The sequence below is a fragment of the Terrimonas pollutisoli genome, assembly GCF_029360765.1.
In the GTDB taxonomy this organism is placed as follows: domain Bacteria; phylum Bacteroidota; class Bacteroidia; order Chitinophagales; family Chitinophagaceae; genus Terrimonas_B; species Terrimonas_B pollutisoli.
This window is the reverse complement of sequence record NZ_JARKNA010000005.1, coordinates 279,237-306,171: the sequence shown is the minus strand read 5'-3', so window position 1 is coordinate 306,171 and position 26,935 is coordinate 279,237. Positions and strand designations below refer to the sequence as shown.

At 41.2% G+C, this 26,935-nt stretch carries 24 protein-coding genes and 1 other RNA gene; 20 read left to right on the top strand and 5 right to left on the bottom strand.

The annotated features are described in order from the left end of the window. Positions 1–43: 43 nt before the first annotated feature. From P2W73_RS11905 to folB, 3 genes are all read left to right on the top strand, one after another. Positions 44–3,238: an efflux RND transporter permease subunit gene (locus tag P2W73_RS11905; protein WP_276502267.1), complete on the top strand. Its 3,195-nt coding sequence runs from the start codon at positions 44–46 to the stop codon at positions 3,236–3,238. Between the two features lie 151 nt (positions 3,239–3,389). Next, a complete protein-coding gene (trxB, locus tag P2W73_RS11900; protein WP_276502266.1) occupies positions 3,390–4,337 on the top strand; it encodes a thioredoxin-disulfide reductase in 948 nt (315 codons plus the stop codon). A 142-nt stretch (positions 4,338–4,479) separates the two neighbouring features. After that, a complete protein-coding gene (gene folB / locus P2W73_RS11895) occupies positions 4,480–4,842 on the top strand; it encodes a dihydroneopterin aldolase (RefSeq protein WP_276502265.1) in 363 nt (120 codons plus the stop codon). Between the two features lie 11 nt (positions 4,843–4,853). Here folB and P2W73_RS11890 read toward each other — a convergent pair whose 3' ends face one another. Both P2W73_RS11890 and P2W73_RS11885 read right to left on the bottom strand, forming a co-directional pair. Then, positions 4,854–5,663 carry a glutaminyl-peptide cyclotransferase gene (locus P2W73_RS11890; RefSeq protein WP_276502264.1) on the bottom strand — a complete coding sequence of 270 codons (810 nt, stop codon included), beginning with the start codon at positions 5,661–5,663 and terminating at the stop codon, positions 4,854–4,856. Positions 5,664–6,029: 366 nt separating this feature from the next. Next, complete coding sequence (locus tag P2W73_RS11885; protein ID WP_276502263.1) at positions 6,030–7,388, bottom strand: MATE family efflux transporter; 1,359 nt, start codon at positions 7,386–7,388, stop codon at positions 6,030–6,032. 84 nt (positions 7,389–7,472) lie between these two features. Between P2W73_RS11885 and P2W73_RS11880 the strand changes: the two genes are divergently transcribed. From P2W73_RS11880 to P2W73_RS11850, 7 genes are all read left to right on the top strand, one after another. After that, positions 7,473–8,297, top strand: a complete 825-nt coding sequence (locus P2W73_RS11880) for a DUF3822 family protein (protein ID WP_276502262.1) — start codon at positions 7,473–7,475, stop codon at positions 8,295–8,297. After that, positions 8,285–8,824 (top strand): RsmD family RNA methyltransferase, encoded by a 540-nt coding sequence (locus P2W73_RS11875; RefSeq protein WP_276502261.1) that lies wholly within the window; start codon positions 8,285–8,287, stop codon positions 8,822–8,824. Before P2W73_RS11880 ends, P2W73_RS11875 begins: the two co-directional genes overlap by 13 nt. A gap of 3 nt (positions 8,825–8,827) precedes the next feature. Further along, positions 8,828–9,397: a 5-formyltetrahydrofolate cyclo-ligase gene (locus P2W73_RS11870; RefSeq protein WP_276502260.1), complete on the top strand. Its 570-nt coding sequence runs from the start codon at positions 8,828–8,830 to the stop codon at positions 9,395–9,397. After that, the gene (lpxK, locus tag P2W73_RS11865) at positions 9,387–10,463 is read left to right on the top strand and encodes a tetraacyldisaccharide 4'-kinase (RefSeq protein ID WP_276502259.1); all 1,077 of its coding nucleotides are present in this window, start codon (positions 9,387–9,389) and stop codon (positions 10,461–10,463) included. Before P2W73_RS11870 ends, lpxK begins: the two co-directional genes overlap by 11 nt. Positions 10,464–10,466: 3 nt before the next feature. Then, positions 10,467–12,485, top strand: coding sequence for a ribonuclease R (gene rnr, locus P2W73_RS11860; RefSeq protein WP_276502258.1), 2,019 nt, complete (start codon positions 10,467–10,469; stop codon positions 12,483–12,485). Positions 12,486–12,688: 203 nt separating this feature from the next. Further along, positions 12,689–13,075 carry a hypothetical protein gene (locus P2W73_RS11855; protein ID WP_276502257.1) on the top strand — a complete coding sequence of 129 codons (387 nt, stop codon included), beginning with the start codon at positions 12,689–12,691 and terminating at the stop codon, positions 13,073–13,075. 107 nt (positions 13,076–13,182) lie between these two features. Continuing rightward, entirely contained in the window at positions 13,183–13,590 is a 408-nt protein-coding gene (locus tag P2W73_RS11850; protein ID WP_276502256.1) for a hypothetical protein, read from the top strand. A 196-nt stretch (positions 13,591–13,786) separates the two neighbouring features. Here the strand turns inward: P2W73_RS11850 and P2W73_RS11845 are convergent, their stop codons facing one another. After that, a complete protein-coding gene (locus P2W73_RS11845; protein ID WP_276502255.1) occupies positions 13,787–14,971 on the bottom strand; it encodes an outer membrane protein assembly factor BamB family protein in 1,185 nt (394 codons plus the stop codon). A 94-nt stretch (positions 14,972–15,065) separates the two neighbouring features. Here P2W73_RS11845 and P2W73_RS11840 point away from each other — a divergent pair, with 94 nt between their 5' ends. The 6 genes from P2W73_RS11840 to rnpB all read left to right on the top strand — a co-directional run bounded on the left by P2W73_RS11840 (position 15,066) and on the right by rnpB (position 20,072). After that, positions 15,066–16,031: a polyprenyl synthetase family protein gene (locus tag P2W73_RS11840; RefSeq protein ID WP_276502254.1), complete on the top strand. Its 966-nt coding sequence runs from the start codon at positions 15,066–15,068 to the stop codon at positions 16,029–16,031. A 65-nt stretch (positions 16,032–16,096) separates the two neighbouring features. Further along, on the top strand, positions 16,097–16,333 hold the full coding sequence (locus P2W73_RS11835; RefSeq protein WP_276502253.1) for a DUF433 domain-containing protein: 237 nt from the start codon (positions 16,097–16,099) through the stop codon (positions 16,331–16,333). Further along, the gene (locus tag P2W73_RS11830) at positions 16,330–16,671 is read left to right on the top strand and encodes a DUF5615 family PIN-like protein (RefSeq protein WP_276502252.1); all 342 of its coding nucleotides are present in this window, start codon (positions 16,330–16,332) and stop codon (positions 16,669–16,671) included. Before P2W73_RS11835 ends, P2W73_RS11830 begins: the two co-directional genes overlap by 4 nt. Before the next feature lie 51 nt (positions 16,672–16,722). Beyond that, positions 16,723–18,480, top strand: coding sequence for an amino acid permease (locus P2W73_RS11825; protein ID WP_276502251.1), 1,758 nt, complete (start codon positions 16,723–16,725; stop codon positions 18,478–18,480). Positions 18,481–18,572: 92 nt separating this feature from the next. Then, positions 18,573–19,592, top strand: coding sequence for a Smr/MutS family protein (locus P2W73_RS11820; protein WP_276502250.1), 1,020 nt, complete (start codon positions 18,573–18,575; stop codon positions 19,590–19,592). A 71-nt stretch (positions 19,593–19,663) separates the two neighbouring features. Beyond that, positions 19,664–20,072: RNase P RNA component class A (gene rnpB, locus P2W73_RS11815), an RNA gene on the top strand. A gap of 91 nt (positions 20,073–20,163) precedes the next feature. Here the strand turns inward: rnpB and P2W73_RS11810 are convergent. Continuing rightward, positions 20,164–21,084, bottom strand: a complete 921-nt coding sequence (locus P2W73_RS11810; RefSeq protein ID WP_276502249.1) for a CPBP family intramembrane glutamic endopeptidase — start codon at positions 21,082–21,084, stop codon at positions 20,164–20,166. Positions 21,085–21,183: 99 nt separating this feature from the next. Between P2W73_RS11810 and P2W73_RS11805 the strand changes: the two genes are divergently transcribed. Continuing rightward, positions 21,184–22,074, top strand: a complete 891-nt coding sequence (locus P2W73_RS11805) for a hypothetical protein (protein WP_276502248.1) — start codon at positions 21,184–21,186, stop codon at positions 22,072–22,074. Between the two features lie 91 nt (positions 22,075–22,165). Here P2W73_RS11805 and P2W73_RS11800 read toward each other — a convergent pair whose 3' ends face one another. Continuing rightward, positions 22,166–22,735, bottom strand: coding sequence for a DNA alkylation repair protein (locus tag P2W73_RS11800; protein WP_276502247.1), 570 nt, complete (start codon positions 22,733–22,735; stop codon positions 22,166–22,168). Positions 22,736–22,834: 99 nt separating this feature from the next. Between P2W73_RS11800 and P2W73_RS11795 the strand changes: the two genes are divergently transcribed. From P2W73_RS11795 to P2W73_RS11785, 3 genes are all read left to right on the top strand, one after another. Beyond that, positions 22,835–23,983: an esterase-like activity of phytase family protein gene (locus P2W73_RS11795; RefSeq protein ID WP_276502246.1), complete on the top strand. Its 1,149-nt coding sequence runs from the start codon at positions 22,835–22,837 to the stop codon at positions 23,981–23,983. 70 nt (positions 23,984–24,053) lie between these two features. Further along, positions 24,054–26,495, top strand: coding sequence for a penicillin acylase family protein (locus tag P2W73_RS11790; RefSeq protein WP_276502245.1), 2,442 nt, complete (start codon positions 24,054–24,056; stop codon positions 26,493–26,495). A gap of 50 nt (positions 26,496–26,545) precedes the next feature. Continuing rightward, a complete protein-coding gene (locus tag P2W73_RS11785) occupies positions 26,546–26,908 on the top strand; it encodes a hypothetical protein (RefSeq protein ID WP_276502244.1) in 363 nt (120 codons plus the stop codon). Positions 26,909–26,935: the final 27 nt, after the last annotated feature.

The following is a 26,935-nucleotide window of genomic DNA, read 5'->3' as shown; positions in this document are numbered from 1 at the left end:
AGGAGTACTGTACTTCTCTTATCAGTATTCTGATTCATAAAAAATGATAGCAGAAACTTTTATAAAGAGGCCCGTTACCGCCATTGTTATTTCGATAGTATTGGTATTGGTAGGGATTATTTCACTGATCAATCTTCCTATTGCCCAGTATCCGGAAATTTCACCACCCACTGTTTCCATCTCAGGAAACTTTTTAGGTGCTGATGCTCAAACGGTGGAGCAAACAACTACTACAGCTATAGAAACCCAGGTGAATGGAACACCCGGCATGACCTACATGAGCAGTAATAGCACCAGTAGCGGTCAGAGCAGCATTACCGTAAACTTTGCAGTGGGCACGGACATTAATATTGCCACATTAGATGTGCAAAACCGGGTAAGTGTTGCCGAGCCAACTTTGCCTGATGCGGTAAAACGATTGGGATTGACTGTAAGAAAACGTAATCCCAGCATCATGATGGCATTGGCCTTTTATTCACCTAATGGCTCGCATGACATTACCTTCATTGGCAATTATGTAAACCTGTATGTAAAAGACGCATTGCTTCGTGTAAAAGGAGTTGGCGATATTTTTTCCCGTGCAGATGATTTTAGTATGCGTATTTGGCTAAACCCTGAAAAACTGGCGGCACTGGGAATGACACCTGCCGAAGTCAATGCTGCTTTACAGGAACAAAATCTGCAAATCGCTGCGGGAACTGTGGGTGGAAATCCGCAGCCTGGCGTGCAATCATTTGAGTATAGCATCCTGACCAATAGCCGTATCAATACAAGAGAGCAATTTGAAAACATTATAGTGCGTAGCCGGCCTGCCGATGGCAGCATCGTTTACCTGAAAGATGTTGCAAGAGTAGAGTTGGGCAAATTTGATTATACGACCAATGCATTTGTAAACGGTAAACCGGCAGCATTCGTTTTGATTTACCAGGCACCGGGCGCCAATGCTCTTGACACGTATAAGGGGATCAACCAGGCTTTGGAAAATATGCGAAAAAATTTTCCAAAGGATATCGACTTTTTGGTGCCTTTGGAAACAGCTACCGTAGTAGAGGTTTCTATTAACGAGGTGGTGCATACATTGGTTGAAGCTTTGATATTGGTGGTATTGGTTGTTTTCTTGTTTCTTCAAAATTGGCGTGCCACTCTGATTCCTGTGTTGGCAATACCTGTTTCACTGATTGGCACATTCATTTTATTTAATACGCTGGGCTTTACGATTAATACACTTACCCTGTTTGCGTTTGTGCTGGCCATTGGAATTGTGGTAGATGACGCCATTGTGGTAGTTGAGGCAGTACAGCATAATATCGATCATGAGAAAATGTCTCCAAAAGAAGCTACACTTAAAGCTATGCGAGACATATCGGGTCCGGTCATTGCTATTGCCCTGATCCTGGCGGCTGTATTTGTTCCTGTCGGTTTTATTCCGGGTATTGTTGGAAGACTTTACCAACAGTTTGCTATTACCATTGCAGTTTCGGTTATAATATCAGCTTTTGTGGCCTTATCGCTTACGCCGGCCCTGTGTACAATTATGTTGAAACCATCCAAGGGCGAAAATGAAAAGAAGAATATCCTGGAAAAATTCTTTGCTTCATTTAACAGGTGGTTTGGCAAACTAACACACGGATATACGAGGGGAGTGGCTCTATGGATCAGGAGAACACCTTATGTGCTGATCATGATGGTTGTTTTGGTGGTAGGTTTGTTTTTCCTTTTTAAAAATAAGCCAACAGGTTTTATACCGACGGAAGATGAAGGCCGGATGTTTGTGACCTATGAAATGCCTGAAGCAACTTCCACTACCCGGAGTGTAGCGATGTTAAAGGAAATTATGGGTAGGGTAGGCAAGCTGCCTGAAGTAAAAGTTGTGGGAGGATTGGCTGGTTTGAACATTGTAAGCTTTTCCAATAAATCGAATGTGGGAACCATGTTTGTTAGTTTGAGACCATGGGATGACCGTAAGGGAAAGGAACATCATGTACAATCAGTGATAGGCAAGATCAGGGCCGTCACGGCTGATATAAAAGAAGCCCGCATCTTACCTATTGCTCCACCGGCTATTCCGGGTCTTGGCGCTACTTCTGGTTTCACGTTTGAATTGCAACAGACGGGTAGTACGGATAGTATTCAGCAGTTTGAAAAAGTAGCCCGTGATTTCCTGGCTAAATTAAATCAACGGCCAGAGATAGGAATGGCGTACACGTTTTTCAACTCCCGTACACCGAGCTACCAGGTAGATGTAGATAAAGAGCAGGCGAAAAAATTAGGCGTTCTTGTTTCGGATGTTTATCAAACTCTTTCTACTTTCCTGGGTAGTAGTTATGTGAATGACTTTAACCTCTATGGCAGAAACTTCCGGGTCATGTCGCAGGCTGATAGTTCATACCGTGGTTCACTTTCCAATATTGAAAAATATTATGTCCGCAATAACGTGGGCGGTATGGTTCCGCTCGGATCGCTTGTCACCAGCAAAGTGATAGAGACACCTTCCGTTATATCGCATTATAATATTTATCGGACCATTGAAATAAATGGATCACCAAAAGATGGATACAGTAGCGGCCAGGCAATTGAAGCATTAAGAGAAGTGGCGAAAACATTACCTGCCGGCTATGGCTATGAATTTTCAGGTATGAGCCGCGAGGAAATAGCTGCCGGCAACCAGCAAACAACCATCTTTGCTATTTCTTTAGTGTTTGTATTCTTATTCCTTGCAGCATTGTACGAAAGTTGGTCAGTTCCATTCTCAGTTTTATTTGCCGTACCGATTGGTGCATTTGGTTCTATACTTACCTTGACTTTCATTCCAAGTCTTAGCAATAATATTTATGCGCAAATTGGTTTGATTACCCTGATCGGTCTGGCTGCTAAAAATGCGATCCTGATCGTAGAGTTTGCCAAAGAAAGGGTGGACAGGGGCATGGATATCATTCATGCTACATTGCAGGCGGTGAACCTTCGTTTGCGACCTATTGTAATGACATCTCTGGCATTTATCCTGGGAGTGCTGCCGTTGGCATTTGCAAGTGGTGCGGCTTCTGAAAGCCGCAACACAATAGGATGGACAGTATTTGGTGGTATGCTTGCCGCAACTACCCTGGCTATATTTGTCGTGCCTGTTTTGTTTGCACTGATCACCAGGCTTTCTTATGGTAAAAAATTGAAACGACTACAGGAAGCTCATAAAAAAGAAGAAGAGATCGACAAAGAAATTGTTGATCATAAACTGGGATAATACTAAAATGATCAATAGTCAAAGCCATTCCATATGGGTTGGCTTTTTTCGTTGACAAACGGTTTACATTTTGCCGCTGGTGATTTTGGCATTTTGGGCAAATAAACTTTCTTTTGCAGGGATTGTTTTTTAATAGGGATATTTAAAAATTATGACAGACAAAGAAGTAGAAAAAGTTAAGGTGTTAATTATAGGAAGCGGACCGGCAGGATACACGGCAGCTATTTATGCATCAAGAGCTAATTTGAAACCCGTTTTATACCAGGGGTTGCAGCCGGGAGGCCAGCTTACCATTACTACAGAAGTGGAAAACTACCCGGGTTATGCAGATGGCATCCAGGGACCCGAAATGATGGTTGATTTCGAAAAGCAGGCTAAAAGGATGGGAGCGGATATACGTTATGGTATTGCTACCAAAGTTGATTTTTCCGGCTCTCCGTTGAAAGTACAAATAGATGAAGAAAAATGGATTGAGGCGGACAGTGTGATCATTTCAACGGGGGCATCTGCAAAATGGCTGGGATTGGAAAGCGAACAGCGTTTAAACGGATTCGGCGTCAGTGCCTGTGCTGTTTGTGATGGTTTCTTTTTCAGGGGTAAGGAAGTAGCTATCGTAGGCGCAGGCGACACGGCTGCAGAAGAAGCATTATATCTTTCCAAACTTTGCACTAATGTTCACATGTTTGTTCGTAAGTCTGAAATGCGGGCCAGCAAAGTGATGCAGGATAGAGTACTGAATGCTTCCAATATAAAAGTGTACTGGAATACAGAAACCGACGAAATCATCGGCGATAAAACAGTGACAGCAGTGCGCATTAAAAATAATAAAACAGGTGAAAAACAGGAGATACCTGTTAATGGTTTTTTTGTCGCCATTGGCCATCAGCCTAATTCAGATATTTTTAAGCCGTATATCGACATGGATGAAGCTGGCTATATCAAAACTATACCCGGAACCTCCAAAACCAATGTAGAAGGCGTATTCGCCTCCGGCGATGTGCAGGATAAGATCTATCGCCAGGCGGTGACCGCGGCTGGTAGTGGTTGCATGGCAGCCCTGGATGCGGAGCGATATTTAAGTGTAAAGGGAATTCATTAATTGTTCAAATTGAAAATTGAACATCGGGCTTTGAACATTGAGCATTAAGGCAGGTATAAATATTCAATTTTCAATGTTCAATGCTCAAATAAGGGAACTACTTCAAACTATTCTTGTCTCTATTTATTGTCAAATAAGCAGCGTGGCTAATCTTCTTACCATCTCTCTCAATAACGTTCGCTTCAGGGCTTACCATGGGTTATATCCGGAAGAGAGACAGAAGGGAAATGACTTTGTTGTGAATATGGAGGTTGGTTATGTTCCCAAAAGCGGAGCAATTCTTTTCCTGGAGGACACGATTGATTATGCGGCGCTATTCGATATCATTAATGTGACTATGCAAAAACCGGTTGACCTGCTGGAAACACTTGTGCAGACCATAGCTCATGCTGTACATCATCAATTTCCACAGGTAAAGCAAATTAATGTATCAGTAGAGAAACTAAATCCTCCTATCGATAAATTTACAGGCAGTGCAGCCGTGAGTTATCAAGTCGGTTTTTAGAGTAAGATATTTTAATAGGCGAAGGATATCTCGTAAATTTTGGGCCACATTTTTCCTGTTATGTAAGTCTTGTTATTCAGCGAATCATAGGCAATTCCATTCATTTTCAAAGAACCCGGATACAATGATTTTACTTCGTTAGCAAGTGATGAAAGGTCAAGTTTAGCAACGACCTGTCCGTTCCCGGGATCTATTTTAATAAGCTCATTGGTGGTATATACATTCGCATAAATGAATCCTTTTATAAATTCCAGTTCGTTCAAATAGGGAACCGATCCCCTTGCATCAGACACTGTAATCGTCTTCCTTACCTGTAATGTTTCCGGATCAAGATAGGTCAATTGGCTGGTTCCATCACTCATGATCAATCGATGTCCATCTGTCGTCATTCCCCAGCCTTCCTGTGACGGAATAGTAAATTCACTCAGCTTTCGGAAAGTTGTTGCATCATATATAAAACCAATTTTGTTTTTATAAGTTAGCTGGTATACTTTGTCGTTAAAAAAGACGATTCCTTCTCCAAAATATTTTTTTCGATCCAGTTCTACTTTTTTGCTGATCAAACCAGTCTCTAAACTTAACACACCGAACAACGAACGGGTACCCGGTAAATCATCAGGTGATCCGGTGCTTTCGTATAATTGCCCTTTATGAAACAGTAAGCCCTCAGTAAAAGAGGTGGTATCGTGTGGGTGTGTTTTTTTTACAACATAGTTGATCGCGGGAGTTTCGATTATAGAACCCTCCTTATTGTCTTCGCTGTCAGCATTATTACAGGAAATGAACACTAAGAGAATGGCGATGCCTGATAATATTTTCATTTATCCAGATTAAAAGATTAGAATAGGCAATATATAAAAGATATAGAATAATTAATTTAAGTCGCGTCTCGTTTTGAGGAGCGGCCTCGGAAAAAATGCGTTGAGAAAATTTTCCTGAAAGGCGTTAAAATGAAATAATGTTCTATTGCCAGGCTATGGTCTTAGCTCACAAGTCGCACAAATGCCTGGCTTTGTACTATCGATTGAACTATTTCATTTTAGCCGGACAGGGAAATTTTTAGCATTTTTTCCGAAGCCTTGACTTTTTTTGTTTTTTTTGTGTTAAGACAAAAAAGTAAATAGTGTATTCTGGATTGATAAGACCTTGCGGTCTAGGTTAATTGTCCATAAAAGATATCTTCAAATCTATATCACCTTATTTCTCCATTTTCCACTTTTCAAATAAATAAAGGACAAGCTGAACAACACTGTCCAGTAAAGCATTTCAGACGCCCAGGCCCATACCAATGATAACTTCCATACTTGAAGAACAAAATAGACGTAAATGCTATACAACAGTATTGCTACTATTTCAATTCCCAGATTGATCTTAGTATTGCCTGTTCCCGTTACTCCATTTAGCCATACTGTGGAGATACACATGAACAATAAACCAACCGATACAATCCGAATAACCGGTATTGCCTCCTGGATAAATCCTTCGTCACGGCCATACAATAACAGGAAAGTGCCAGGAAAAAGATTAATCACTAAGCAAAGGCTTGCCGTAAAAATAAAACTGAGCCTCGCAATTTTCCGGATAAGAAACAAAACCTGGTCCTTTTTTCCCTGGCCAATGATATTGCTGACCATGGCATTGCTGGTACTGGCAAAGGACCATACAAAAATGCCGAACACTGCGAAGATATTTCGCATGGTATTACTAATCGCCAGCGGCCTTTCCCCATAATGTTCGATAAGAATATAAAACAATAACCAGGCAGACACGCTTAGCACATATTGCATCACCAATGGCGAGGATTGACGGAAGATCAGCCCGGAGATTTTACTGTCAAATTTCAAATGACCAAACAACAAAAAACGCTGATGAAATTTTTTATAAAAAATAATCAGGTAAACAATCAAAAGGCCGGATGCCTCAGCTATAATAGATGCAACAGCAGCGCCATTAAACCCTAAATTCGGCATTCCAAAATGGCCATAGATCAGCGAATAATCGAGAAAAATATTTATCACAGCCTCAATAAAAAATCCATATTTCATGTACCGGCTGTTGTTGGTACCTACCAGCATTGCATTTCCCATCTGGAACAAATACAGGAATGGCAGCCCCCATATACGGATCTTGATAAACCCGATGGCTTCGTGCTGCACCCTGTTACTCGCCAACGCCGTGGAAAGAAATGCCGGCGCAATAAGGTAGGTGATGAAAATACCGGCTGCTGCAAAAAGCAGGGCGATCCAAATCGATTGCGAAAACATTTTCCCTATTTCATGCGGTCTGTTTTCACCGGCTCTGCGGGCTATCAAAGCTTGCAGGCCACTGTTGAGGCCATTGCCCACCAGGGCAAATACCAGGTAATAGACGCCTGTAATGCCAGCTGCGCCCAGTTCTGTTTCACCCAATCCACTCAAAAAAACCGTGTTCGCCACAAAATTGACCTGGGGCACAAGCATAGCTATAGCAATCGGCAGGGCGATCTTTAATATTTGTTTATTGGATATTTCTACCTGTAAATCTGTATTTGGAATACTGTTTGCCATACGATTGTCGTCGTTTCGGAAAGCCGGGCGGCAAACCTACAATAATTATTTTTGCATATCATTGCAGGTAATAAAAGGGAAATAGTGAAACAGGTATATCATATCATATCAGAAAAAAGGGCAGAGGCTGCACAACAGGTTTTATCGATCAGGGTGGGTGAAAGACATTTTGGATTTGCCATTACTTCCCCGCATGCCGGTGAGCTATACAAACTAAGCTGGTACACCGACACGGAGATAAATAAGGCTACGCTGGATGAAATTTATATGAAGCACCCTGAGCTCCATCATACTTATCAAAACACTTTTATTTGCTATGATTATCTGCAGAGCATTATGGTGCCGATGGATCAATATGACAAAGACGATGCAAAGCTTATGCTGCAAACCATGTTTGGAATAAGCGGGAAAGATGCCATTGTCAACGAGCCGGTTTCCGGTTGGCAAATGCACAACGTATACGCGGTGCCAAAAGAAGTGTATGACTGGGCCTGCGAGCATTTTAAAACAGGCAACTACTGGCACGCCTACACAATAGGTATAAAGAACATCATCACTACTGACTTCGAGGGATCGCTTGCTGCAGACTTTCGCACCGACGACTTTTCCCTTGTTGTTACCAAAGGAAATAAATTGTTGCTCACGCAAACATTCCCTTATTCTACACCTGCTGATTTTATTTATTACCTGCTGGATACCTGCCGCCAGTTTTCTTTTTCGCAAGAGACGGTAAGGGTATACCTGTCTGGGTTGATCGATAAAGAATCCACTTTGTATAAAGAGTTGCATCAATATTTCCTGCATATCCATTTCAGGGAGACTGAATGGAAAATTTCACCTGCAGAAGAGTTGCGTTACCCCGCTCATTTTTTTACCTCACTCAACGATCTTGCTAAATGCGAATTATAGGCGGTGAACATGGCGGCCGTAAGTTTAACCCGCCTTCCAAAATGCCTTACACAAGGCCCACGACTGATATTGCCAAAGAGGGTCTTTTTAATGTCCTGCAACATCAGCTTGATATTGAAGAATTGAAAACATTGGATCTTTTTGGCGGCACCGGAAGCATTAGTTATGAGTTGGCTTCAAGAGGGGCCAGGGATCTTACAATTGTGGAGAAGGACAATGCCATGTATGAGTTTATCAAAAAAACAAAAAACGAACTGCGTATCGACAATTTGAAAACGATAAAGATGGATGTTTTTAAGTTTATCGATCAATGCACAGACAAGTTCGATTTTATTTTCGCTGGTCCGCCATATGCGCTAACTACCATTGATGACCTGCCCAGGAAAATATTTGAAAAGCAACTGCTCAATCCAGGTGGTTGGTTTGTGCTGGAGCATACGCCCCGGAATGATTATAAAAGGTTTCCTTTTTATAAAAATGAAAAAAATTACGGCACTACGATATTTTCCATTTTTGTTAATGAATAAGTAATGCAAAAAAAGGAGGCAAGAAAGCTATATAGAGAAAAACGATTGGCTCTTTCAGAAAAGGAAAGGGTAAAACTGGATGACCTGCTTTTGATACAATTCCAGTCGGCCGACCTGCCATTTATTGATGGCTTGCTCACGTACTGGCCCATCGAAGAAAATCATGAACCTGATACGCATTTATTTACCGAGTTTCTCCGGTTTAGAAACCCCGAAATGAAAATTTGTTACCCCGTGGCTGATTTTACTACAGGTGTCATGCATGCCGCTATCACTGATATCGATACACCATTTACCAAAACAGAATTGAATATTTATGAACCGCAGACCGCTGATTTTTTACCCGCCAATGAAATCGATATGATCTTTGTGCCGCTGCTGGCATTTGATAAAAAAGGATTCCGGATCGGCTATGGTAAAGGTTTCTATGATAAATGGCTGGCACATTGCCGGCCCGATTGCATTAAAGTAGGTTTCAGTTATTTTGAGCCACTTGATAAGATTGAAGGTCTACATGAATTTGACCTACCTTTAGATCTTTGTATCACACCGCATAACGTGTATGTTTTCTAATTTTTTTCTCAAGTCCTTTCGCATTCTCTTATTGCCATTTGCTTTGATTTATTGGCTTGTCATTGCAGTCCGTAACTGGATGTATAATAAAAAATTATTGCGGAGCACATCGTTTGGGTTACCCTTGATATGCGTGGGTAATTTATCAGTAGGTGGTACGGGCAAGTCACCAATGGTAGAGTGGTTGATTCGATTGTTAAAAGACCAGTTTAAAATTGCTACATTAAGCCGCGGATACAAACGAAGAACAAAAGGATATGCACTAGCCAATGAAAGATCAACAGCGCTAGATATTGGTGATGAGCCCATGCAGTTTCATCATAAATTTCCTGATGTGCCGGTAGCGGTTGGCGAAGAAAGGCTGGTTGCCATTCCGCAACTATTGCACGACCGGCCGGAAACAGAAGTAATCATCCTGGATGATGCTTTTCAGCACAGGGCCATCAGTGCGGGGCTAAATATTATATTGACCGAATACTCTAATCTTTTTACCCGTGATTTTTATTTGCCGACAGGTGATCTGCGTGATCTTAAGTCAGAGTATAAAAGGGCTCATATTATTGTTGTGACAAAATGCAGTCCTGAACTTACCCTTCCTGAAAAACAAAAAATTATTGATGAAATCAAACCGGTGGAAGGTCAGTCCATATTTTTTGCTGCCATGGAATATGGTCAACCCTATCATATTTTAAATAAAACCGGTTTTTATTTCATGGAAAGCACCGAAGTACTACTGGTTACCGGTATCGCCAACCCGAGGCCACTCAAATCAATGCTGGAGAAACACAGCAAGACCTACCATATGCTGCAATATGCCGATCACCGCATTTTTACCATTGATGACCTGAAGGAGATCAGGAAAAAATTTGCAGCCGTTGAAGCGGTTGATAAAATTATCCTGACAACTGAAAAAGATGCTGTACGTTTAGAAAAATTCAATGCGGAAATTGCCGACCTGCCTTTGTTTGTAATTCCTGTCCGGCATCATTTTTTATTTGATGAAGAAAAGCGGTTTGGTGAACTCGTGATAGATTTTATCCGAAATACCAGGGCAGCAAAAAATTAATTTATGGGTAAAAGAAATTCATCCAGGAAAAAGCAAAAAGATCATTCCTCTTCCGGCAAAACCCTCAGAGGCAAGCTTGATATCACCCGTTCAGGTATGGGCTTTGTTATCGTACCTGAGCAGGAAACCGATGTACTGATTCGTCCTTCGGATTTTAATACGGCGATGCACGGCGATACGGTGCGGATAAAAATAAAAAGCGGTTTTGGCCGTCGTATGCAGGGTGAAGTGATCGAGGTGCTGGAACGAAAACGTACCGAGTTTATCGGTCACATACAACTGAATAAGGACTTTGCTTTTTTTGTAACCGATACGGAAAAGCCAATGCCTGATCTTTTTGTACCATTGAGTAATCTCAACGGGGCGAAAGATAAGGATAGGGTGGTAGTGCGGCTGGTGCGCTGGGAAAAAGGCGACAAACGACCTGTTGGGGAAGTGGTGACAGTCATGGATCCGGAAAACAGTAATGATGCTGCGATGAAGGAAATTCTGCTGGATAACGGCTTCCCGCTGGAGTTCCCGGATGATGCACTGGAAGTAGCGGGACGCATACCTGATGCAATAAGCAATGACGAGATAAAAAAGAGGCGTGATGTGAGAGATATTCTCACGTTTACGATTGACCCTGTAGATGCGAAAGATTTCGATGATGCGATCTCTGTAAAAAAAATCAAGGATGGTCTTTACGAGATTGGCGTGCATATAGCAGATGTAAGTCATTATGTAGAGGCGGATAACCCGCTGGATAAAGCGGCCTATCAAAAAGCGACATCCGTTTATTTGCCTGACCGGGTGAATCCCATGTTGCCCGAACATATATCCAATGTTCTTTGCTCACTTCGTCCCAATGAAGATAAGCTGACCTTTTCCGCTATTTTCCAGGTCAACTCAAAAGCTGAAGTAAAACAGTATTGGTTAGGCAGGACAGTGATGCATTCTGACCGCAGGTTTACCTACGAAGAAGCCCAGGATATTATTGAAACAAAGGCAGGCGATCATGCAGAAGAAATTTTGTTGCTGAATGAACTGGCGCAGAAAATGCGTAAAAAAAGATTCAATAAAGGTGCTATCAATTTTTCGTCGCAGGAAGTTCGTTTCAAACTGGATGAAAAGGGTGATCCGATAGGTATCATGGTCAAAGAAAGCAAGGAGTCGCACCAGTTGATCGAAGAGTTTATGCTGCTGGCCAACCGGTATGTGGCGGAGAATATTTCCAAATTAAAAGTAAAGGGGAAACCACTGCCATTTCCTTACCGGATACATGACACACCCGATGAAGAAAAGCTTTTACCGTTTATTGCATTCGCCAATAAATTTGGTCACAAGTTTGATTCATCGACGCCGGAGGCAATCGCCGCTTCGTTTAATCAATTGCTGAAAGATGCACATGGCCGGCCTGAGCAGCATGTATTGGAGCAGTTAGGTATCCGTACTATGGCCAAGGCAAAGTATACGATTGAAAATGTGGGTCATTATGGATTAGGTTTTGAACACTATTGCCATTTTACTTCCCCCATTCGCCGCTATCCCGACATCATGGTGCATCGCATTTTACAGGAAGTGCTCGATAGTCAATTTATCGTTGATAAAAAACTGGAAGAAAAATGTAAGCATTGCAGTGAACGGGAGAGAGCCGCTATGGAAGCAGAGCGATCTGCCAATAAGTACAAGCAGGTGCAGTATATGCGTAACTACCTCGGCGAAGATTTTGATGGTGTTATCAGCGGTGTTGCCAGTTTTGGTTTTTGGGTGGAAACAGTAGATCATAAATGCGAGGGACTGGTAAGCATCAATAGTTTATTGGAATATGATGAGTTTCGCCATGTAGAATCTGATTATGCATTAGTAGGAATGCGCAGCGGTAAAAAATTCAGGATGGGCGATAAAGTGCGGATAAAAGTGGCGGCCGCTAATTTGATCAAACGGCAACTGGATTATGAATGGGTATTATCTTCCGAAACAGCGATAGAAAGCAAAGACATTGAGGAAATAAAAAGAGTCAAAAGAAAAAAGAAGCGATAAGGCAAACTCCCGGACATGATCGCTTACTTATTTGAAGATTCTGTTGCCGTGATGTGGTCTCACCTGTCTATGTGAAGTGTTTTAAGGTAAAGTAGCTGGTTCGTGGGGGACACGAGCCAAGGCTGCGGAACCTTATGTTAAACCCTTTGTTCCTAAGGGTACGTACAATACAAATACAAACAGTTCACAGTCAAATTTCACATATGAGTAGAGTTAAAAAGTGCGTATTATTTTCAATATTCTTATTTTTTCTTTTGGGATGCGAAAAAAAAAATAGGGTGTTTGATGCTAAGATTGTAGCAAATGAATACTGTAATTGTTTAAGGAAACAAAGAGAAAAATACGATTTTTTTGATGCTATAATAATTTGTGACAGCAAATTGATATTGAAGAATCGGTTTGCCAGGTTAGATCGTGGAAACGCCGTTTTTGGGAATAGGCTATCTAGGCTTCCAAAAGCTACTAGGGATAGCGTGCTAGAGTTCAGTAATGCATTTTATGAATATATCTCTGAGAATTGTGAAAAAGATGTTATTGAGGAAGAAAATATAAATCCGAATTTTCCTAATCGGAGCAATAACAAAAACTAATTAAAGATTGATAGGTATTAGAAATCATAGTTAAGTTACATTTGGAAAAGACGTGTTTATAAATCTATTTTTAGGACAATGCAATACTTCACAAATCAATTGTACTTATGGGATATAAGCCAAAAGCTTGCATGGCGTTGCTATTGCTGCTGCTATTTTTTGGTTGTAAGGGAACAACTGAAGATTTTAATCCAGAAGCCGTGGCTAAGGAATATTGTAATTGTGTGAAAGAACAAATCCAAAGCAACAATCTTTTAGACGCGAGGGTGATTTGTGATAGTAAAATGTCCTTGAAGAATCGCTTTTTTAGATTACAGCAAGGACATATTATGTTCCCAAACAGGTTATCCAAGCTTCCCAAAGAAACTGCAGATAGCGTATGGAAGTTTTATGATACATTTACTGACTATATTTTCAAAAATTGCAGGGAGATTCTGCCAAAAGATGTCAATTTCGACATAACTTTTCCTGAATTGATTAAGACGGATACTCTTAGAAGCAAAGTCGAGCCTTAACATATGTATTGTTGTAGCTGTCCCCTATTATTTGTAGCATGGATAAAGAGGTAGTACCCAGCTTTTCGAGACGTGTGTTGAAGTTATACGAAGCGTCCGTTGCCTTGGTTGTTGTCAGTTTGAAAAGTAAGCCCGGCACATGTCTACATCACTTCTATGTGCAAATCTGGATATTTTGAGAAATCTGACTAAGATTTTACTTCAGCTTTATACAATAAAAATAACCATTCGCATCGCCAAAATAAATCGTGTCATTTTCGATTAACGGCGATGAAAGAATAGCGCCCAACCCAAGTATCATTTTTTCTGATTGCTCCATATTGTTTCCATACAGGTTGAAATCGTCTTTGAATTTATCACTGTCAGCATAAACGCTGTTATACCTGGCCCGGCTTTCAGGAGTTTGAAACAGGTATTCTACTTTTCCTGATTGATGGTCCGCGCCATAGAGCTTGCCGTTAAAACATCCGAAAAATATTTTATTCTTGTTCATTGCCGCCTGGCCATAAACCCTCATACTTAAAGGCAGCGTCCATTTGATATCGCCGCTACCCGCATCCATGCAATAAAACCTGTGCGAATCGGATGTTCCAAAATAAATGGCGTCGTTGTGAACGAATGGGGTGGCAACTATCCAACTTCCACGTTCTTTCATATTCCATAAGCCGGTTCCGGAGTTTATATCCAATGCATAAATGTTATAATCGCGGCTCCCGAAAATAACCGAGTTTTTATATACAGCAGCGGCGTTGGCTATTTCACCTTTCGGGAAATAAGCATCCCCGATGGTATTGAATTTCCAAATAAGTTTGCCGGTCCTGTGATCCAGTGCATAAAAATAGCCGTCAAAACTTCCGATCAGAATTTTCTTACCGGCAATAACAGGTGAGGCATGCACAATGTCCATTGTTTTATATTTCCAAACCAGCTTGCCGGTTTCCGCTTTCAATGCATACACACAGCTATCGCCGCTACCGATGTAAAGCAGTTCCTCAACAACCACCGGCGATGAAAGATAATAATCCCATAAGTCATAGGTTTTTTCAGCCTTGGCTTTGAACCGCCAGGCCAGGCTGCCATTATTTTTATCAAGCGCATAGATCCACCCGTCGCTGCTGTTGAAAATAACGGTTCCTTGATAAATACAGGGTTGCGATTTTAGTTGCCCTTTTGTTTTATATGACCATTTTTGGGCGCCGGTATTTTTATCCAAAGCATAAAAACTGGAATCATTGCTTCCAAAATAAATAATGCCGTCATCAATTACGGGTGACGAATAGATGGCCGACCGGGCTGCAAACTTCCACAGCAGTGAGTCTTGTGCTTTGGTGGAGAAAATACAAACGCTAAAACAAATTAATAGTAGTATTGGTCTTTTCATGCAGTTTTATATTCAAGGGGCGTGAAGATACAAAACAGGGCATTTGGTGTTGCTGGTCAGAGCATAGAAAAAAATCTTCCATTATCTTCGCCCCATGCATTCATTCGAACAGCTATCGCAGCAATTTACCAGCTATTTCGATCAATCTCTTTTTCCTGCTGAACCCGCTACGCTCTATGAAGCGAATAACTATTTCCTGAAAATGGGAGGCAAGAGGGTTCGACCGGTTCTTTGCCTCATGGGCAATGAAATGTTTGATGAAATAAGACCCGATGCCTGGGAAGTAGCTATTGCAATTGAGCTGTTTCACAATTTTACGCTTATTCACGACGACATTATGGATAAAGCCCCGCTGCGACGGGGAATGGAAACCGTGCATAAAAAATATGGCGAAAGTACCGCGATATTAGCCGGCGATGTGATGCAGGTTATCGCCTACGATCACCTCAATAAAATTCATGTCAATTTTCTTCACCAGATACTGGGTCTTTATAATGCCACGGCAAGGCAGGTGTGTGAAGGTCAGCAACTCGATATGGATTTTGAAGCGAAAGAAACCGTTAGCCTGGAAGAGTATCTCAGGATGATTGAATTAAAAACATCGGTGTTGCTGGCGGCCAGTTTAAAAATGGGAGCGATTTTGGGTGGTGCCGGTGAACGAAATCAACGATTGCTGTATGAGTTTGGACGTAAGCTTGGCCTTGCGTTCCAGGTGCAGGATGATTATTTGGATGCCTTTGGCGACCCGGAGAAATTCGGTAAACAAGTAGGCGGCGATATTTTAGCCAATAAAAAGACCTTCCTGTTGATTCATGCAATGGAGACAGCTTCTCCGCTACAATTAAAAGAGATCCTGTCATTGATGAAGAATAATCCTGGAGATAAGGTTGCGAAAGTGTTACAGTTATTCCATGATTGTAAAGTTGATGACTGGGCGCTGCAATTAAAAAACCAGTTTTTAGATGAAGCATTCAATCACCTGGAGGATATAGCTGTATTGTCAGGCCGTAAACAACCAGTAAAAGATCTGGCGCAGTTTCTAGTACAAAGGGAATATTAAAGAGATCGGAAAGTATGGTAAGTCAGTGGAAATTAAATTGTAATTTCATACACCAATTTAATAGTATGGCAACCTCATTTTTAGACAGAATAACTATCAACCCTGAAATAGCGCATGGAAAGCCGACTATACGTAATAAACGTTATACAGTGGAGGGATTGCTGGAATATCTGGCAGGGGGTGATTCAATTGAAGAGTTGCTAAAAGAGTTTCCAGATCTGGAAAAAGAAGATTTCCAGGCCTGCCTGCAATATGCTGTTTTAAATATGAAACATAAATATGCAGAAATTAAAGCAGCATGAAGTTTCTTATTGATGCCCAATTGCCTCTTTCTCTTAAAGATTTTTTTATTTCAAGGGGTTTTGATTGTTTGCACACCCTTGATCTGGAATTTGGGAATGAAACACCTGATAAAATAATTAACGCAATATCTATAACCGAACAACGAATTGTGGTTACCAAGGATAGCGACTTCCTTGATAGCTTTATTGTAAAGAAAGAGCCTTTTAAGCTGATACTGGTAAAGCTTGGCAATACTTCCAAAAATGACCTTCTACAGTTTTTCCTGGATCATTTCAATGAAATAATCGAAAAAATAAAAACAGAGGACATGCTGCTTTTAACTAAGGAGGATAAATAAATTTTTCCTGACACTTTTTTCCTATTTTGAGGGCTTCAAACCAAACCGGCGATGGCAAATTCTTTGTTTCGGAAAAAGGCGATCAAATCGATATTAGCTGAAGGTAGCGAAGAGGGGCATGAGACAGGATTAAAAAGAGTATTAACAGTAAGAGATCTTACTTTTTTTGGGATTGCCGCTATCATTGGCGCCGGAAGTTTTAGCAGCCTGGGTGAGGCTGTTTTTAAAGGAGGTCCCGGAGTAGTAGTACTTTTTATTATCACAGGAATTGCATGTGCTTTTACCGCTTTTTGTTATTCAGAGTTTGCCAGCCGCATACCCGTCGCCGGAAGCGCTTACACTTATTCCTATGCCAGCTTTGGTGAATTGTTTGCCTGGATCATTGGTTGGGCGCTGATCATGGAGTATTCCATAGGGAATATATATGTCGCCTTTAGTTGGAGTGATTATTTTACCTCTTTCCTGCATAAAGTAAATCTTCACATTCCGGATTATCTTGCTACGAGTTATAAAGAAGCACATAAAGCTGTTACACAGGGTTCCTCCAACCAGGAGTTATTAAATGCCTGGAGTTCGGCTCCCATGATCGGCGGATTGCGGATCATCTTTGATTTGCCCGCCATCGTTATCAACCTGCTGATCACTTATCTTGTTTACAGGGGAATAAAGGAAAGTCGAAATTTTAGCAATGCCATGGTTATATTAAAACTTGCTATTGTCGCATTGGTGATCCTGGTAGGAGGTGCTTTGGTGTTTTCAAACGGATTAACGTTTAACTGGCAGCCTGCAAACGATGAAGGGATAAAATCTTTCATGCCTAATGGTTTCAGTGGCGTTATGGCGGCGGTTAGTGGTGTGTTCTTTGCTTATATCGGCTTCGATGCCGTAAGTGTTTTAGCGGAGGAAAGTAAAAACCCACAACGTGACCTGCCTAAGGGGATGATCTATTCGCTTGTCATTTGTACCGTTGTTTATATTTTACTCTCATTGGTGTTAACGGGGGCCGTGCATTATAAAAATTTCGATGGAGTAGGAGATCCGTTGGCTTTTATCTTTGAATCACAAAACCTGAATATCGGCTGGATGCAGTTGCTGGTCTCTGTTTGTGCAGTGATTGCGATGACAAGTGTGCTATTGGTTTTTCAAATGGGGCAGCCGCGTATTTGGATGAGCATGAGCCGCGATGGTCTGCTGCCACCGGTATTTCAAAAAATTCATCACAAATTCAAAACCCCATCTTTTGCTACTATCGTAACAGGTCTTGTGGTTGGTGTGCCGATTTTATTTACCGATAAAACTTTTGTACTTGACTTTACCAGCATTGCGACCCTGTTTGCTTTTGTACTTGTTTGCGGGGGCGTATTGTTAATTCCGCAAAAAGAAAAGACACCCGGAAGATTTAACATGCCCTATATCAACGGGCAATTTATTTATCCGCTCATCATCGCCCTGGCTCTTTTCCTTTTTGCACAGTATGGCAAAGGATATTTTAAAAATGCGTTTGATTTTGATTTTTCGGCTGATAAGGACTACCTGTCAGGCGATGCTTCTTTTATGGACCTGGCAACGCCTAAAATATCCATTATCATTTTTTGGGCAATTTGTATTGTATTAAGCGTACTCAGTTTTATAAAAAAATTCTCTCTTATTCCTTTGATGGGCGTTACTACCTGTCTCTATTTGTTGACAGGTATGACCAAAAGCAACTGGGCGTGGTTCCTTGGTTGGTTGTTGCTTGGATTGGTCATTTATTTCCTATACGGTTATCGCAATAGTAAACTGGCGCCACAAACTACCGCGGTTGTATAGATGTTCGGCACATTCATCACTCACTATGCCGACGCTGTCGGTCGGCATCCCGACATGTATCGTCGGGATTCACCTCTTCCTATCTTTGCAGCATGAAATACCAGGTTGGAGACATTGTATTGGTACTGCATTCGAATGAAGAAGGTAAGATCGTCGATTTTATCAACGAAGAAATGGCGATGGTGGAAATAAGAGGTGTGAGATTTCCGGTTTATATGGATCAAATTGACTTTCCTTATTTCAAGCGATTCACGGAGAAAAAAATTGTACCGCCGAAAAAGCAAAAGAAATATGTAGATGATGTGAAGCGGGAAAAACCGACGCAGGTTGAAAAAGTCGTGGATGGTGTTTGGCTCACTTTTCTCCCGGTGATGGATACGGATGAATTCGGCGATCTTGTCGTCGAGCAATTGAAAGTTCATTTGGTCAATCGAACGGAGACGCCGTATAATTTTATTTATAAGCTGAACTTTTTTGGTGAAACAGATTTTGATCTGAAAAATAAGATCAACTCGTTTGAGGATTTTTATCTCCATGATATCCCTTTTGAAGACATGAATGATAATCCTTCGTTCGATTTTGAATTTTCATTGGTGCAGCCGGAGAAAAAGAAGGCGGATTATTATGAGTCGTCGGTAAAGCTAAAAGCCAAACAGCTTTTTGCAAAGATTGAAGAGGTCAAAGAAAAAAACCTCGCCACGTTTTCCTACAAATTGTTTGATAAGTATCCTGATAAATTGATAGAAGATAGGATAGAACTGGGGAAACTGGCCGCCAAAGGATTTAAAGTGTATAATGCAAAAGAAGCAAGACAGCATTTGGAGTCGCCCCGAACAGTGATTGATCTGCATGCTGAAAAGTTGACGGATGAATGGCAAAACATGAGTAATTACGAAATCCTGAGCCTGCAATTAAAGACCTTTGAAAAATATTATGAGCTGGCTCTGTCCCACATGCAGCCGTCACTAACCGTTGTCCATGGAATGGGGACAGGGAGATTAAGAGATGAAATTCATGATTTGCTACGCTTAAGAAGGGAGGTTAAATCTTTTGTGAACCAGTATCATCCTCAGTTTGGCTATGGGGCTACGGAGATATTTTTTCAGTATTAATTCTCTTTTAATCTATAGACGCAGATTTTCTTAACTTATAATTATTTTTGCAGTTAGTCTTTGAAATTTTTGCTACAAGCCGGGTTATCGCTTCATGTAAATTGAGGAGGAAAGTCCGGACAGCGCAGAGCAATGCACCGGTGAAGAGCCGGGTTCAAGGTGGTTTGTGGTGACACAAACCACGGCGAAACAGATAGTGCCACAGAAAATAACCTCACCCCAATCCCTCTCCAAAGGAGAGGGAGACGGAGTGGAAGGGTGAAAATGTGAGGTAAGAGCTCACGACTGGTGGTGGTAACATCATTGGTGGGTAAACCTTGCATGCTGAAATGCCACATAGGTCAGCGATTGAGGGCGGCTCGTCCGATGCTGATGGGTAGGCAGATTGATTCCGGGAGGTAACTTTCGGAACAGATAAATGATAACCGTTCCGGCTTTCAAGCCGGGAAACAGGATCCGGCTTACAGGCTTGTAGTAATTGATTCACACGATGCCGGTCTTTTACATTGTTAATCGACCGGCATCGCCATTTTATAGAATGCTTGCAAATACCGATACGAGCCCTAACCATTTATTTCATAAGGTTGCCGATATAACCGCCCAACTCCATTAGCCAGGCAATACCTAAGTGTACAATTAAACCTCCGTAGATAGATCTTGTATTGTAGGAAACGATGCCCAATAATAAGCCTCCAAAATAAGAGCTGATACATTCGCCCAACGGTTTTCCAAAATGTATAGAGCAATAAAAACATGCCATGGGCAAAATAGCATCTTTGCCGACCCATTTTATAAAACCAACAATGAGAAAACCACGAAAGAAAATTTCGATTAAAAAAAAATCAGTACCGTAAGAAAGTTCAAACAAAAGTTTATAGAACCATGTTGGGCTGGCTTCGGCAGGCAAAGGCAGCACCGTTTTCATTTTGGGATAGGTAGCCAGGAAGTCCGGTTGCGTTGATGCAGCTGCAATTAACGGCGTCATCACCAACAACATAATCAGATAAGGAACATAGCTTAGCTGTTTGTCCGAAAGGCCATAGAATTTTTTTTCCTTTTTGTGAAATACCTGCTTGCAAATAAAAAGCATCACCACCAGCACCATCATTCGAAGGGGCCAGTAAATGATATCGTTCCAGTAGTTGTTCCATTGATCATCTGAACTGATAAAAATAGCCGTATTCATTCTCACTTTTATCGCAAACAGCAGTGGTGATAAAACGATGCAGGTCAATAACCAGGGATTTTTGAATTTTCCACCTCTTTCCCGCATAGCGATAAAAAGATAGGGAACCAGGAAGGCGAGGAGGTAAATTAGAAATTGGTCAGTGAAACTGTTTAAAAAAATTGCCTCGTGATTAATAAGTCTTTCCTCAAAATGATAGTGATAGTTAAGCCCGATAAACAACGCTATGAAGGCGGTACAAGTTAAAATAACGGGTTTATTTACCTCGTAATAGTACGCTATTATAAAGCCAATTATCTGCTTCATTCAAAACAATGGATAAAAAAATTAAGGCCGCGTTAAACTTTGACGTTTTTAGCAGTTCCAAAGATGCAGTAATAATTCACAAACCCTAAAAGTAATTATATGAAGCTTTTGACCATCAACCGTTTCTCCTTAGCCACCATCATTCTTTCACTAAGTCTTTTCTTTTTCTCGTGTAAAAAAGAATCCAGCCAGCCATCCAGTCCTGCCGTATCCGAAACAGAAGCAGCCGAGTATTCTGCAGAAGGAATGGAAACCGAAGCCAGTTATGATGACGTGCAGGATATTAGTATGACTGCCGCTGATGAAGAAGGCATCCTGAGTGCAGGCCGTGCAGAGGGACTACGTCCTTTTCCTTTTTTGAAACTGCGTGTTCGTATCGGAGCCAAAGCGGTGATAACTGTTACTCCTGATGACATTACTTATCCTAAAACTGTAACAATCGATTTTGGCGAAGGCTATATCTGTCCTGATGCTAAATTCAGAAAGGGAAAAATTGTTTTGCATTTCACAGGTCCTCTACGTCAGCCAGGATCGGTGGTTACTATCACGTTGGTTGACTTCCAGGTTGGCCGGGTGAAAGTTGAGGGCACTAAGGTCATTACTAACCTGAGCGAAAATGATAACATCAAATTTTCAGTAGTTGTAACGGGAGGAAAAGTAACATTCCCCAACGGCCGTGGTTACACCTACGAAAAAATAAAGTATGTCAAACAAATAGCTGGTGCTGCTACCACAGAAATAGCCGACAATATTTATTCCATCGAAGGAGAATCAAAAACTACTTTCAAAAACGGTGTAGTGATTACTCTCAAGACAGTGGATGCACTCATCAAAAAAGTTAGCTGCGCCTGGATAAGCGAAGGAACATTGAAAATGACAATCGGCTCTTATGAATTTTTGTTGGACTATACCTATCCTAATAATGGCGACTGTGATAATAAGGCATTACTGAAATGGAATAATAAGGAAACCATCATTCTCTTGCCCTAACTTCTCTCTATAAACGGTGATTTGGAGATTCCCCAGCCTCCCCACTTCGGTGGGGAGTTTTTTTATAAAGGACTTTGCCTTGAGGGAAAAACTATTTCCCCTTTTGCAAATTCTTCCTGATCCATACAATGGCTTTTTTTACGTAGTATTCTTTATCATTTTCCAATGGAACTATTAATTTATCGATCTCAGGATGCAGCTCTTTAAATCTCGTGTACCATTCAACCAGAACCAGGGAAAGTCTTCTTTGCCAAAAATCGGGAGACTGGTTATATTTTTTTGCCAGGTCAAATATTGCTTTCTGGTGTGTTTTAAGTATCGGTTTTAGTCCCTGCATACCTATCGCATCACAAACTGCCCAGCTACCAATATTTTCTGCAAATAATTGTACCAGTTGGAGCGAACGGGCCGGGTCTTTTTTTGCAATCTTCCCCAAAATTTTTACGGCCAATACTTTTTCTTCAAGGGCTCCCGCTCGCCAGAGTTCCTCCACCAAATTAAATCCGCCTGTTTTATATTGGTCGGCTAACTTGTTCAGGTATGGCATTCTTACGCCATATATCTTTTCTTTTCCCGGAACAAATTTTTGGTGAGCTGCCTTTGCTTCAGGGCTGCTACTGGCGATTAAAAGTTTTTGTATGACGGATAGTTCTCCTGCCATAAGATATGAATTGATATTGTTGATGCTGAAATTAATTCATTTCTAATCGTAGCAGAAAAATGGGACCGGCATCGTAGTTTTGACGCAAAAAATATTTTGATGCGGAATTATTGGGTTATTTCTTTTGGCATTCTCTTCATCAGTAGCTGTACCTCCTCTAAAAAAATTTCAACACGATCAAAGTATACTATCAACGGACTAAAGTTTGTGAATGAGTATATCGTTCCGAATGGCTGCGAATACCAGGGCACTGTCGTTGGAGGTTTGTCAGGTATTGATTATGATAAATCGAAGGATGTGTATTACATGATCTGTGATGATCCTTCTGTAAAAGGTCCGGCAAGATTTTATACTGCAAAGCTTTTACTGAATGAAGATGGCATTGATAGTGTTGTTTTTACTGGTATGACGCCAATATTAAATCCGAGCGGCGTTCCCTATCCGGACATTACTAAAGACCTTCTTCATTCTGCTGACCTCGAAGCAATGCGTTTTGATACTATACACCAATTGTTCATCCGTGGCAGCGAAGGTCAAAGAAGAGTGAGGGATAGTAGACAGGATATCCAGCAACCTGATATTGTCATCATGGATAATAAGGGCCGGTATATTGATAGTTTACCGTTACCCTCCAATATGCATTTGCAGGCTGTTGAAAAAGGTCCGCGTCACAACAGTGTGTTTGAAGGTTTGGATTTTGCTGATGATTACAAGAGCTTATTTGCATGTGTTGAGGAAGCTTTGTACGAAGATGGATCAAAAGCAGGTCTTGGCGACTCCACCTCCTGGGTGAGATTTTTAAAGTTTGACATGTTTTCAAAAAAACAAGTGGCGCAATACGCCTATGAGATCGATGCCATTCCTTACCCGGCGAACCCTCCGGGAGCATTTAAGATAAATGGTGTGTCTGACATTCTTTATCTCGGGAATGAAAAGTTTATCGTTATAGAACGAGCTTATTCTACCGGAAGGATACCAACTGACATAAAAGTATACCTGGCAGATGCGACGGGTGCCGAAAATATTGCTGAAATACCTTCGTTGAAAGTTCAGCCAGCCAGGAGACCTATACAAAAAAAACTTTTGCTGGATGTGAACAATACATTGAAGCGGGATATTTTCAATGTAGAGGGAGTAACCTTCGGCCCGACGCTTCCAAACGGAAGAAGGAGTCTTGTATTGGTGACGGACAATAATTTTAATGTTAAAGAGAAGACTCAATTTTTGCTTTTCGAAGTCTTACCCTGAATATTTTTTGTTGTTAAATAAGTTAACTATCCATTTTTTCTTTTTTATCTTTCTGAATATTTGATTGCTTATGAGGTTAATCCCCTTTGTTATTTCCACTGTTGTTTCAGCAGGTCTTGTAATTGCGCTCAATAAAAAATGGGGTTCAGTTCCCCCGATGGGAAAGTTTCTCAGTCCACAACACGGTTTCTGGCAAAATGCAGAAGCTGCCGATTATGATTTTAATGAAGACCTGAAGTTTGCCAGCTTAAATGGAAAAACGGCTGTCTATTTTGATGAAAGACTGGTTCCGCACATTTTTGCAGATAATGATAACGATGCCTATTTCGTACAAGGTTACCTGCATGCGAAATTTCGTCTCTGGCAAATGGAGTTTCAAACTTTGGCCACGGCTGGAAGGATAAGTGAAGTAATTGGAGAAAAAGCTATTAACTATGACAGGGAACAGCGTCGCATGGGGCTGACATATGGTGCAGAAAATATGGCAAAAGCTTTCGAAGAAAATGAAAATACCCGTGAAGCTGTGAAGAGTTATACTGCCGGGATTAATTCTTTTATTGAAAATATGAAGGAGAGTGAGTTGCCAATTGAGTACAAGCTGCTGGATTATAAACCCGAAAAATGGTCAACACTCAAGACAGCCTTGTTTATTAAACAAATGACTAAAACACTTGCCGGTTACGGTTATGCCAACGATTTTCAATATAGCGACCTGCATACAATATTTTCGGAAGCAGAAATGAAAATGCTTTTTCCTTATGCACAGGACTCCTTAAATCCTATTATCCCCAAAGGCACGCCTTATCCGTTACCTTCCGTTAGCGCAATAGCTCCTCCAAATTCAGACTCGGTCTACCTGCATAAGAAAGACAGCTTGGAAATAAATAAAACGGATAAACCTACACCGGGAGTCGGTAGCAATAACTGGGCAGTCAGTGGCATCAAAACTCAAAGCGGCTTTCCTATTTTGTGCAATGATCCCCATCTTGATCTCACTGTTCCTGCCATTTGGTATGAATTGCAGATGAATACTCCTTCCTTTAATGCGTATGGCACATCGTTTCCGGGCATTCCCGGCGTGGTCATTGGATTTAATGATAGTGTCGCATTTGGCTTTACCAATGGAGGAATTGATGTAATGGATTTCTATGAAATAAAATTTAAAGATGATTCAAAACAACAGTACTTGCACAAGGGGCAATGGACGGACAGTAAGCTCCGGATTGAAGAAATAAAAGTAAGGGGAGGTAATACAGTTTATGACACCGTAGCTTATTCTGTTTTTGGCCCGGTTATGTATGATAAGAGTTTTACGAATGTGAGCTCGGAAGGCAAAGCTGTTGCGATACGATGGAAAGCTCACGATCCTTCCAACGAGTTGCTGATGTGGTGGCAATTGAATAGGGCAAAAAATTATGACGATTATGCAGCTGCCATAAAATATTTTACCTGTCCTGTTCAAAACATTGTCTTTGCCTGTAAGAGGGGTGATATTGCACTCTGGCAACAAGGAGAAATACCATTGCGCTGGCCTGAACAGGGCAAGTACATAATGCCCGGCGAAGATGATAGTTATAGTTGGCAGGGAATGATACCGCAGGAAGAAAACCCGCATTCCGTCAATCCGGAAAGAGGTTTTGTCAGCAGTGCCAATCAATTGGCAACGGATTCTACTTACCCATATTTTGTTCCGGGCGACTATGCCGTTTACAGGGGGTATGCAATTAATAAAAGATTAAGCAGTATGCAGCAAATAACCCCTAAGGATATGATGGAGCTGCAGAATAATAACTTTAATACGAAGGCAGAAATTGTTCGTCCCTTTTTGCTAACTCATATCGATGAAACAAAATTGAACAGCGATGAAAAGAGATTGCTGGACTTATTCAAAACCTGGAACCTTGAAAACAATCCGGAAGAAAAAGGACCTGCTATTTTTGATGTGTGGATGGATAGTCTTGAAAAACAAGTCTGGCATGATGAATTTGCTAAAGCAAAAGATCCAATTTATCCTCATGAATCTACTTTAATTGATGGATTGCTTAAGGATTCCCTGTTTCAATATGCTGATGATATTAACACACCACAAAAAGAAACGGCTGTTGATGTAATAACTGCGAGTTTCAAATTAGCTGCCCCATTTTTACTTTCGAAGGAAAAGGAAAATAAACTCGGCTGGGCCGAATTTAAGAATACCACCATCTATCACCTGTTGCGGACAAATGCATTGCCGTTTGCTGTTACCGGTATTAAGAATGGTGGTGGCAAAGAGATCATCAACGCTACTTCACATAGCAACGGGCCAAGCTGGAGAATGATCGTCCATTTGTCGCCTGTTACGGAAGCCTATGGCGTTTATCCTGGTGGACAAAGTGGCAACCCTGGCAGCCGATACTATGATAATTTTGTTGATACCTGGGCAAAAGGCGAATATTATCGGCTGTGGGTAATGAAAAAATCAGACGCCATTGATAAGAGAGTGAAGTGGACAATGAAATTTTCGAAGGGATAGTCTTAGTAACTGATGTATTTAATAGGATTAAAGAAGTTTAAAAATTACGTATGAAATTTTTAGCAGCATTGATATTAACAGCATTGCTTTCGTTTATTGCCGGACTGTATCTGCCGTGGTGGGGTATTGCCATTGCTGCTTTTCTTGTAGGCCTGCTGGTGATACAAAAGGCAGGACTTTCGTTTTTAGCAGGGTTTTGCGGTGTTTTATTATTGTGGAGCGGACTTTCCTTTTGGATTGATATCAAAAATGATGGGATATTATCCGCCAGGATAGGAGAATTGCTCGGCATTGGACCTAATTCATTTCTGTTAATACTTATTACCGGGTTTGTTGGTGGCCTTGTAGCTGGCTTTGCGGCTATGAGTGGAACTTTTTTACGCAGCACTAAAACGACCCGTTCCACAAGCTAGCACCACTGCTGCTGACATCACACTTTG

Bases quoted from the DNA above. Each gene is read 5' to 3' on its own strand.
- P2W73_RS11850 (WP_276502256.1), top strand. From the start codon at position 13,183: ATGGGATATAAGCCAAAAGCTTGCATGGCGTTGCTATTGCTGCTGCTA.
- P2W73_RS11855 (WP_276502257.1), top strand. From the start codon at position 12,689: ATGAGTAGAGTTAAAAAGTGCGTATTATTTTCAATATTCTTATTTTTT.
- rnr (WP_276502258.1), top strand. From the start codon at position 10,467: ATGGGTAAAAGAAATTCATCCAGGAAAAAGCAAAAAGATCATTCCTCT.
- P2W73_RS11790 (WP_276502245.1), top strand. From the start codon at position 24,054: ATGAGGTTAATCCCCTTTGTTATTTCCACTGTTGTTTCAGCAGGTCTT.
- P2W73_RS11845 (WP_276502255.1), bottom strand. From the start codon at position 14,971: ATGAAAAGACCAATACTACTATTAATTTGTTTTAGCGTTTGTATTTTC.
- trxB (WP_276502266.1), top strand. From the start codon at position 3,390: ATGACAGACAAAGAAGTAGAAAAAGTTAAGGTGTTAATTATAGGAAGC.
- lpxK (WP_276502259.1), top strand. From the start codon at position 9,387: ATGTTTTCTAATTTTTTTCTCAAGTCCTTTCGCATTCTCTTATTGCCA.
- P2W73_RS11785 (WP_276502244.1), top strand. From the start codon at position 26,546: ATGAAATTTTTAGCAGCATTGATATTAACAGCATTGCTTTCGTTTATT.
- P2W73_RS11870 (WP_276502260.1), top strand. From the start codon at position 8,828: ATGCAAAAAAAGGAGGCAAGAAAGCTATATAGAGAAAAACGATTGGCT.
- P2W73_RS11885 (WP_276502263.1), bottom strand. From the start codon at position 7,388: ATGGCAAACAGTATTCCAAATACAGATTTACAGGTAGAAATATCCAAT.
- P2W73_RS11800 (WP_276502247.1), bottom strand. From the start codon at position 22,735: ATGGCAGGAGAACTATCCGTCATACAAAAACTTTTAATCGCCAGTAGC.
- P2W73_RS11905 (WP_276502267.1), top strand. From the start codon at position 44: ATGATAGCAGAAACTTTTATAAAGAGGCCCGTTACCGCCATTGTTATT.
- P2W73_RS11795 (WP_276502246.1), top strand. From the start codon at position 22,835: ATGCGGAATTATTGGGTTATTTCTTTTGGCATTCTCTTCATCAGTAGC.
- P2W73_RS11890 (WP_276502264.1), bottom strand. From the start codon at position 5,663: ATGAAAATATTATCAGGCATCGCCATTCTCTTAGTGTTCATTTCCTGT.
- P2W73_RS11810 (WP_276502249.1), bottom strand. From the start codon at position 21,084: ATGAAGCAGATAATTGGCTTTATAATAGCGTACTATTACGAGGTAAAT.
- P2W73_RS11830 (WP_276502252.1), top strand. From the start codon at position 16,330: ATGAAGTTTCTTATTGATGCCCAATTGCCTCTTTCTCTTAAAGATTTT.
- P2W73_RS11805 (WP_276502248.1), top strand. From the start codon at position 21,184: ATGAAGCTTTTGACCATCAACCGTTTCTCCTTAGCCACCATCATTCTT.
- P2W73_RS11825 (WP_276502251.1), top strand. From the start codon at position 16,723: ATGGCAAATTCTTTGTTTCGGAAAAAGGCGATCAAATCGATATTAGCT.
- P2W73_RS11835 (WP_276502253.1), top strand. From the start codon at position 16,097: ATGGCAACCTCATTTTTAGACAGAATAACTATCAACCCTGAAATAGCG.
- P2W73_RS11875 (WP_276502261.1), top strand. From the start codon at position 8,285: ATGCGAATTATAGGCGGTGAACATGGCGGCCGTAAGTTTAACCCGCCT.
- P2W73_RS11840 (WP_276502254.1), top strand. From the start codon at position 15,066: ATGCATTCATTCGAACAGCTATCGCAGCAATTTACCAGCTATTTCGAT.
- P2W73_RS11820 (WP_276502250.1), top strand. From the start codon at position 18,573: ATGAAATACCAGGTTGGAGACATTGTATTGGTACTGCATTCGAATGAA.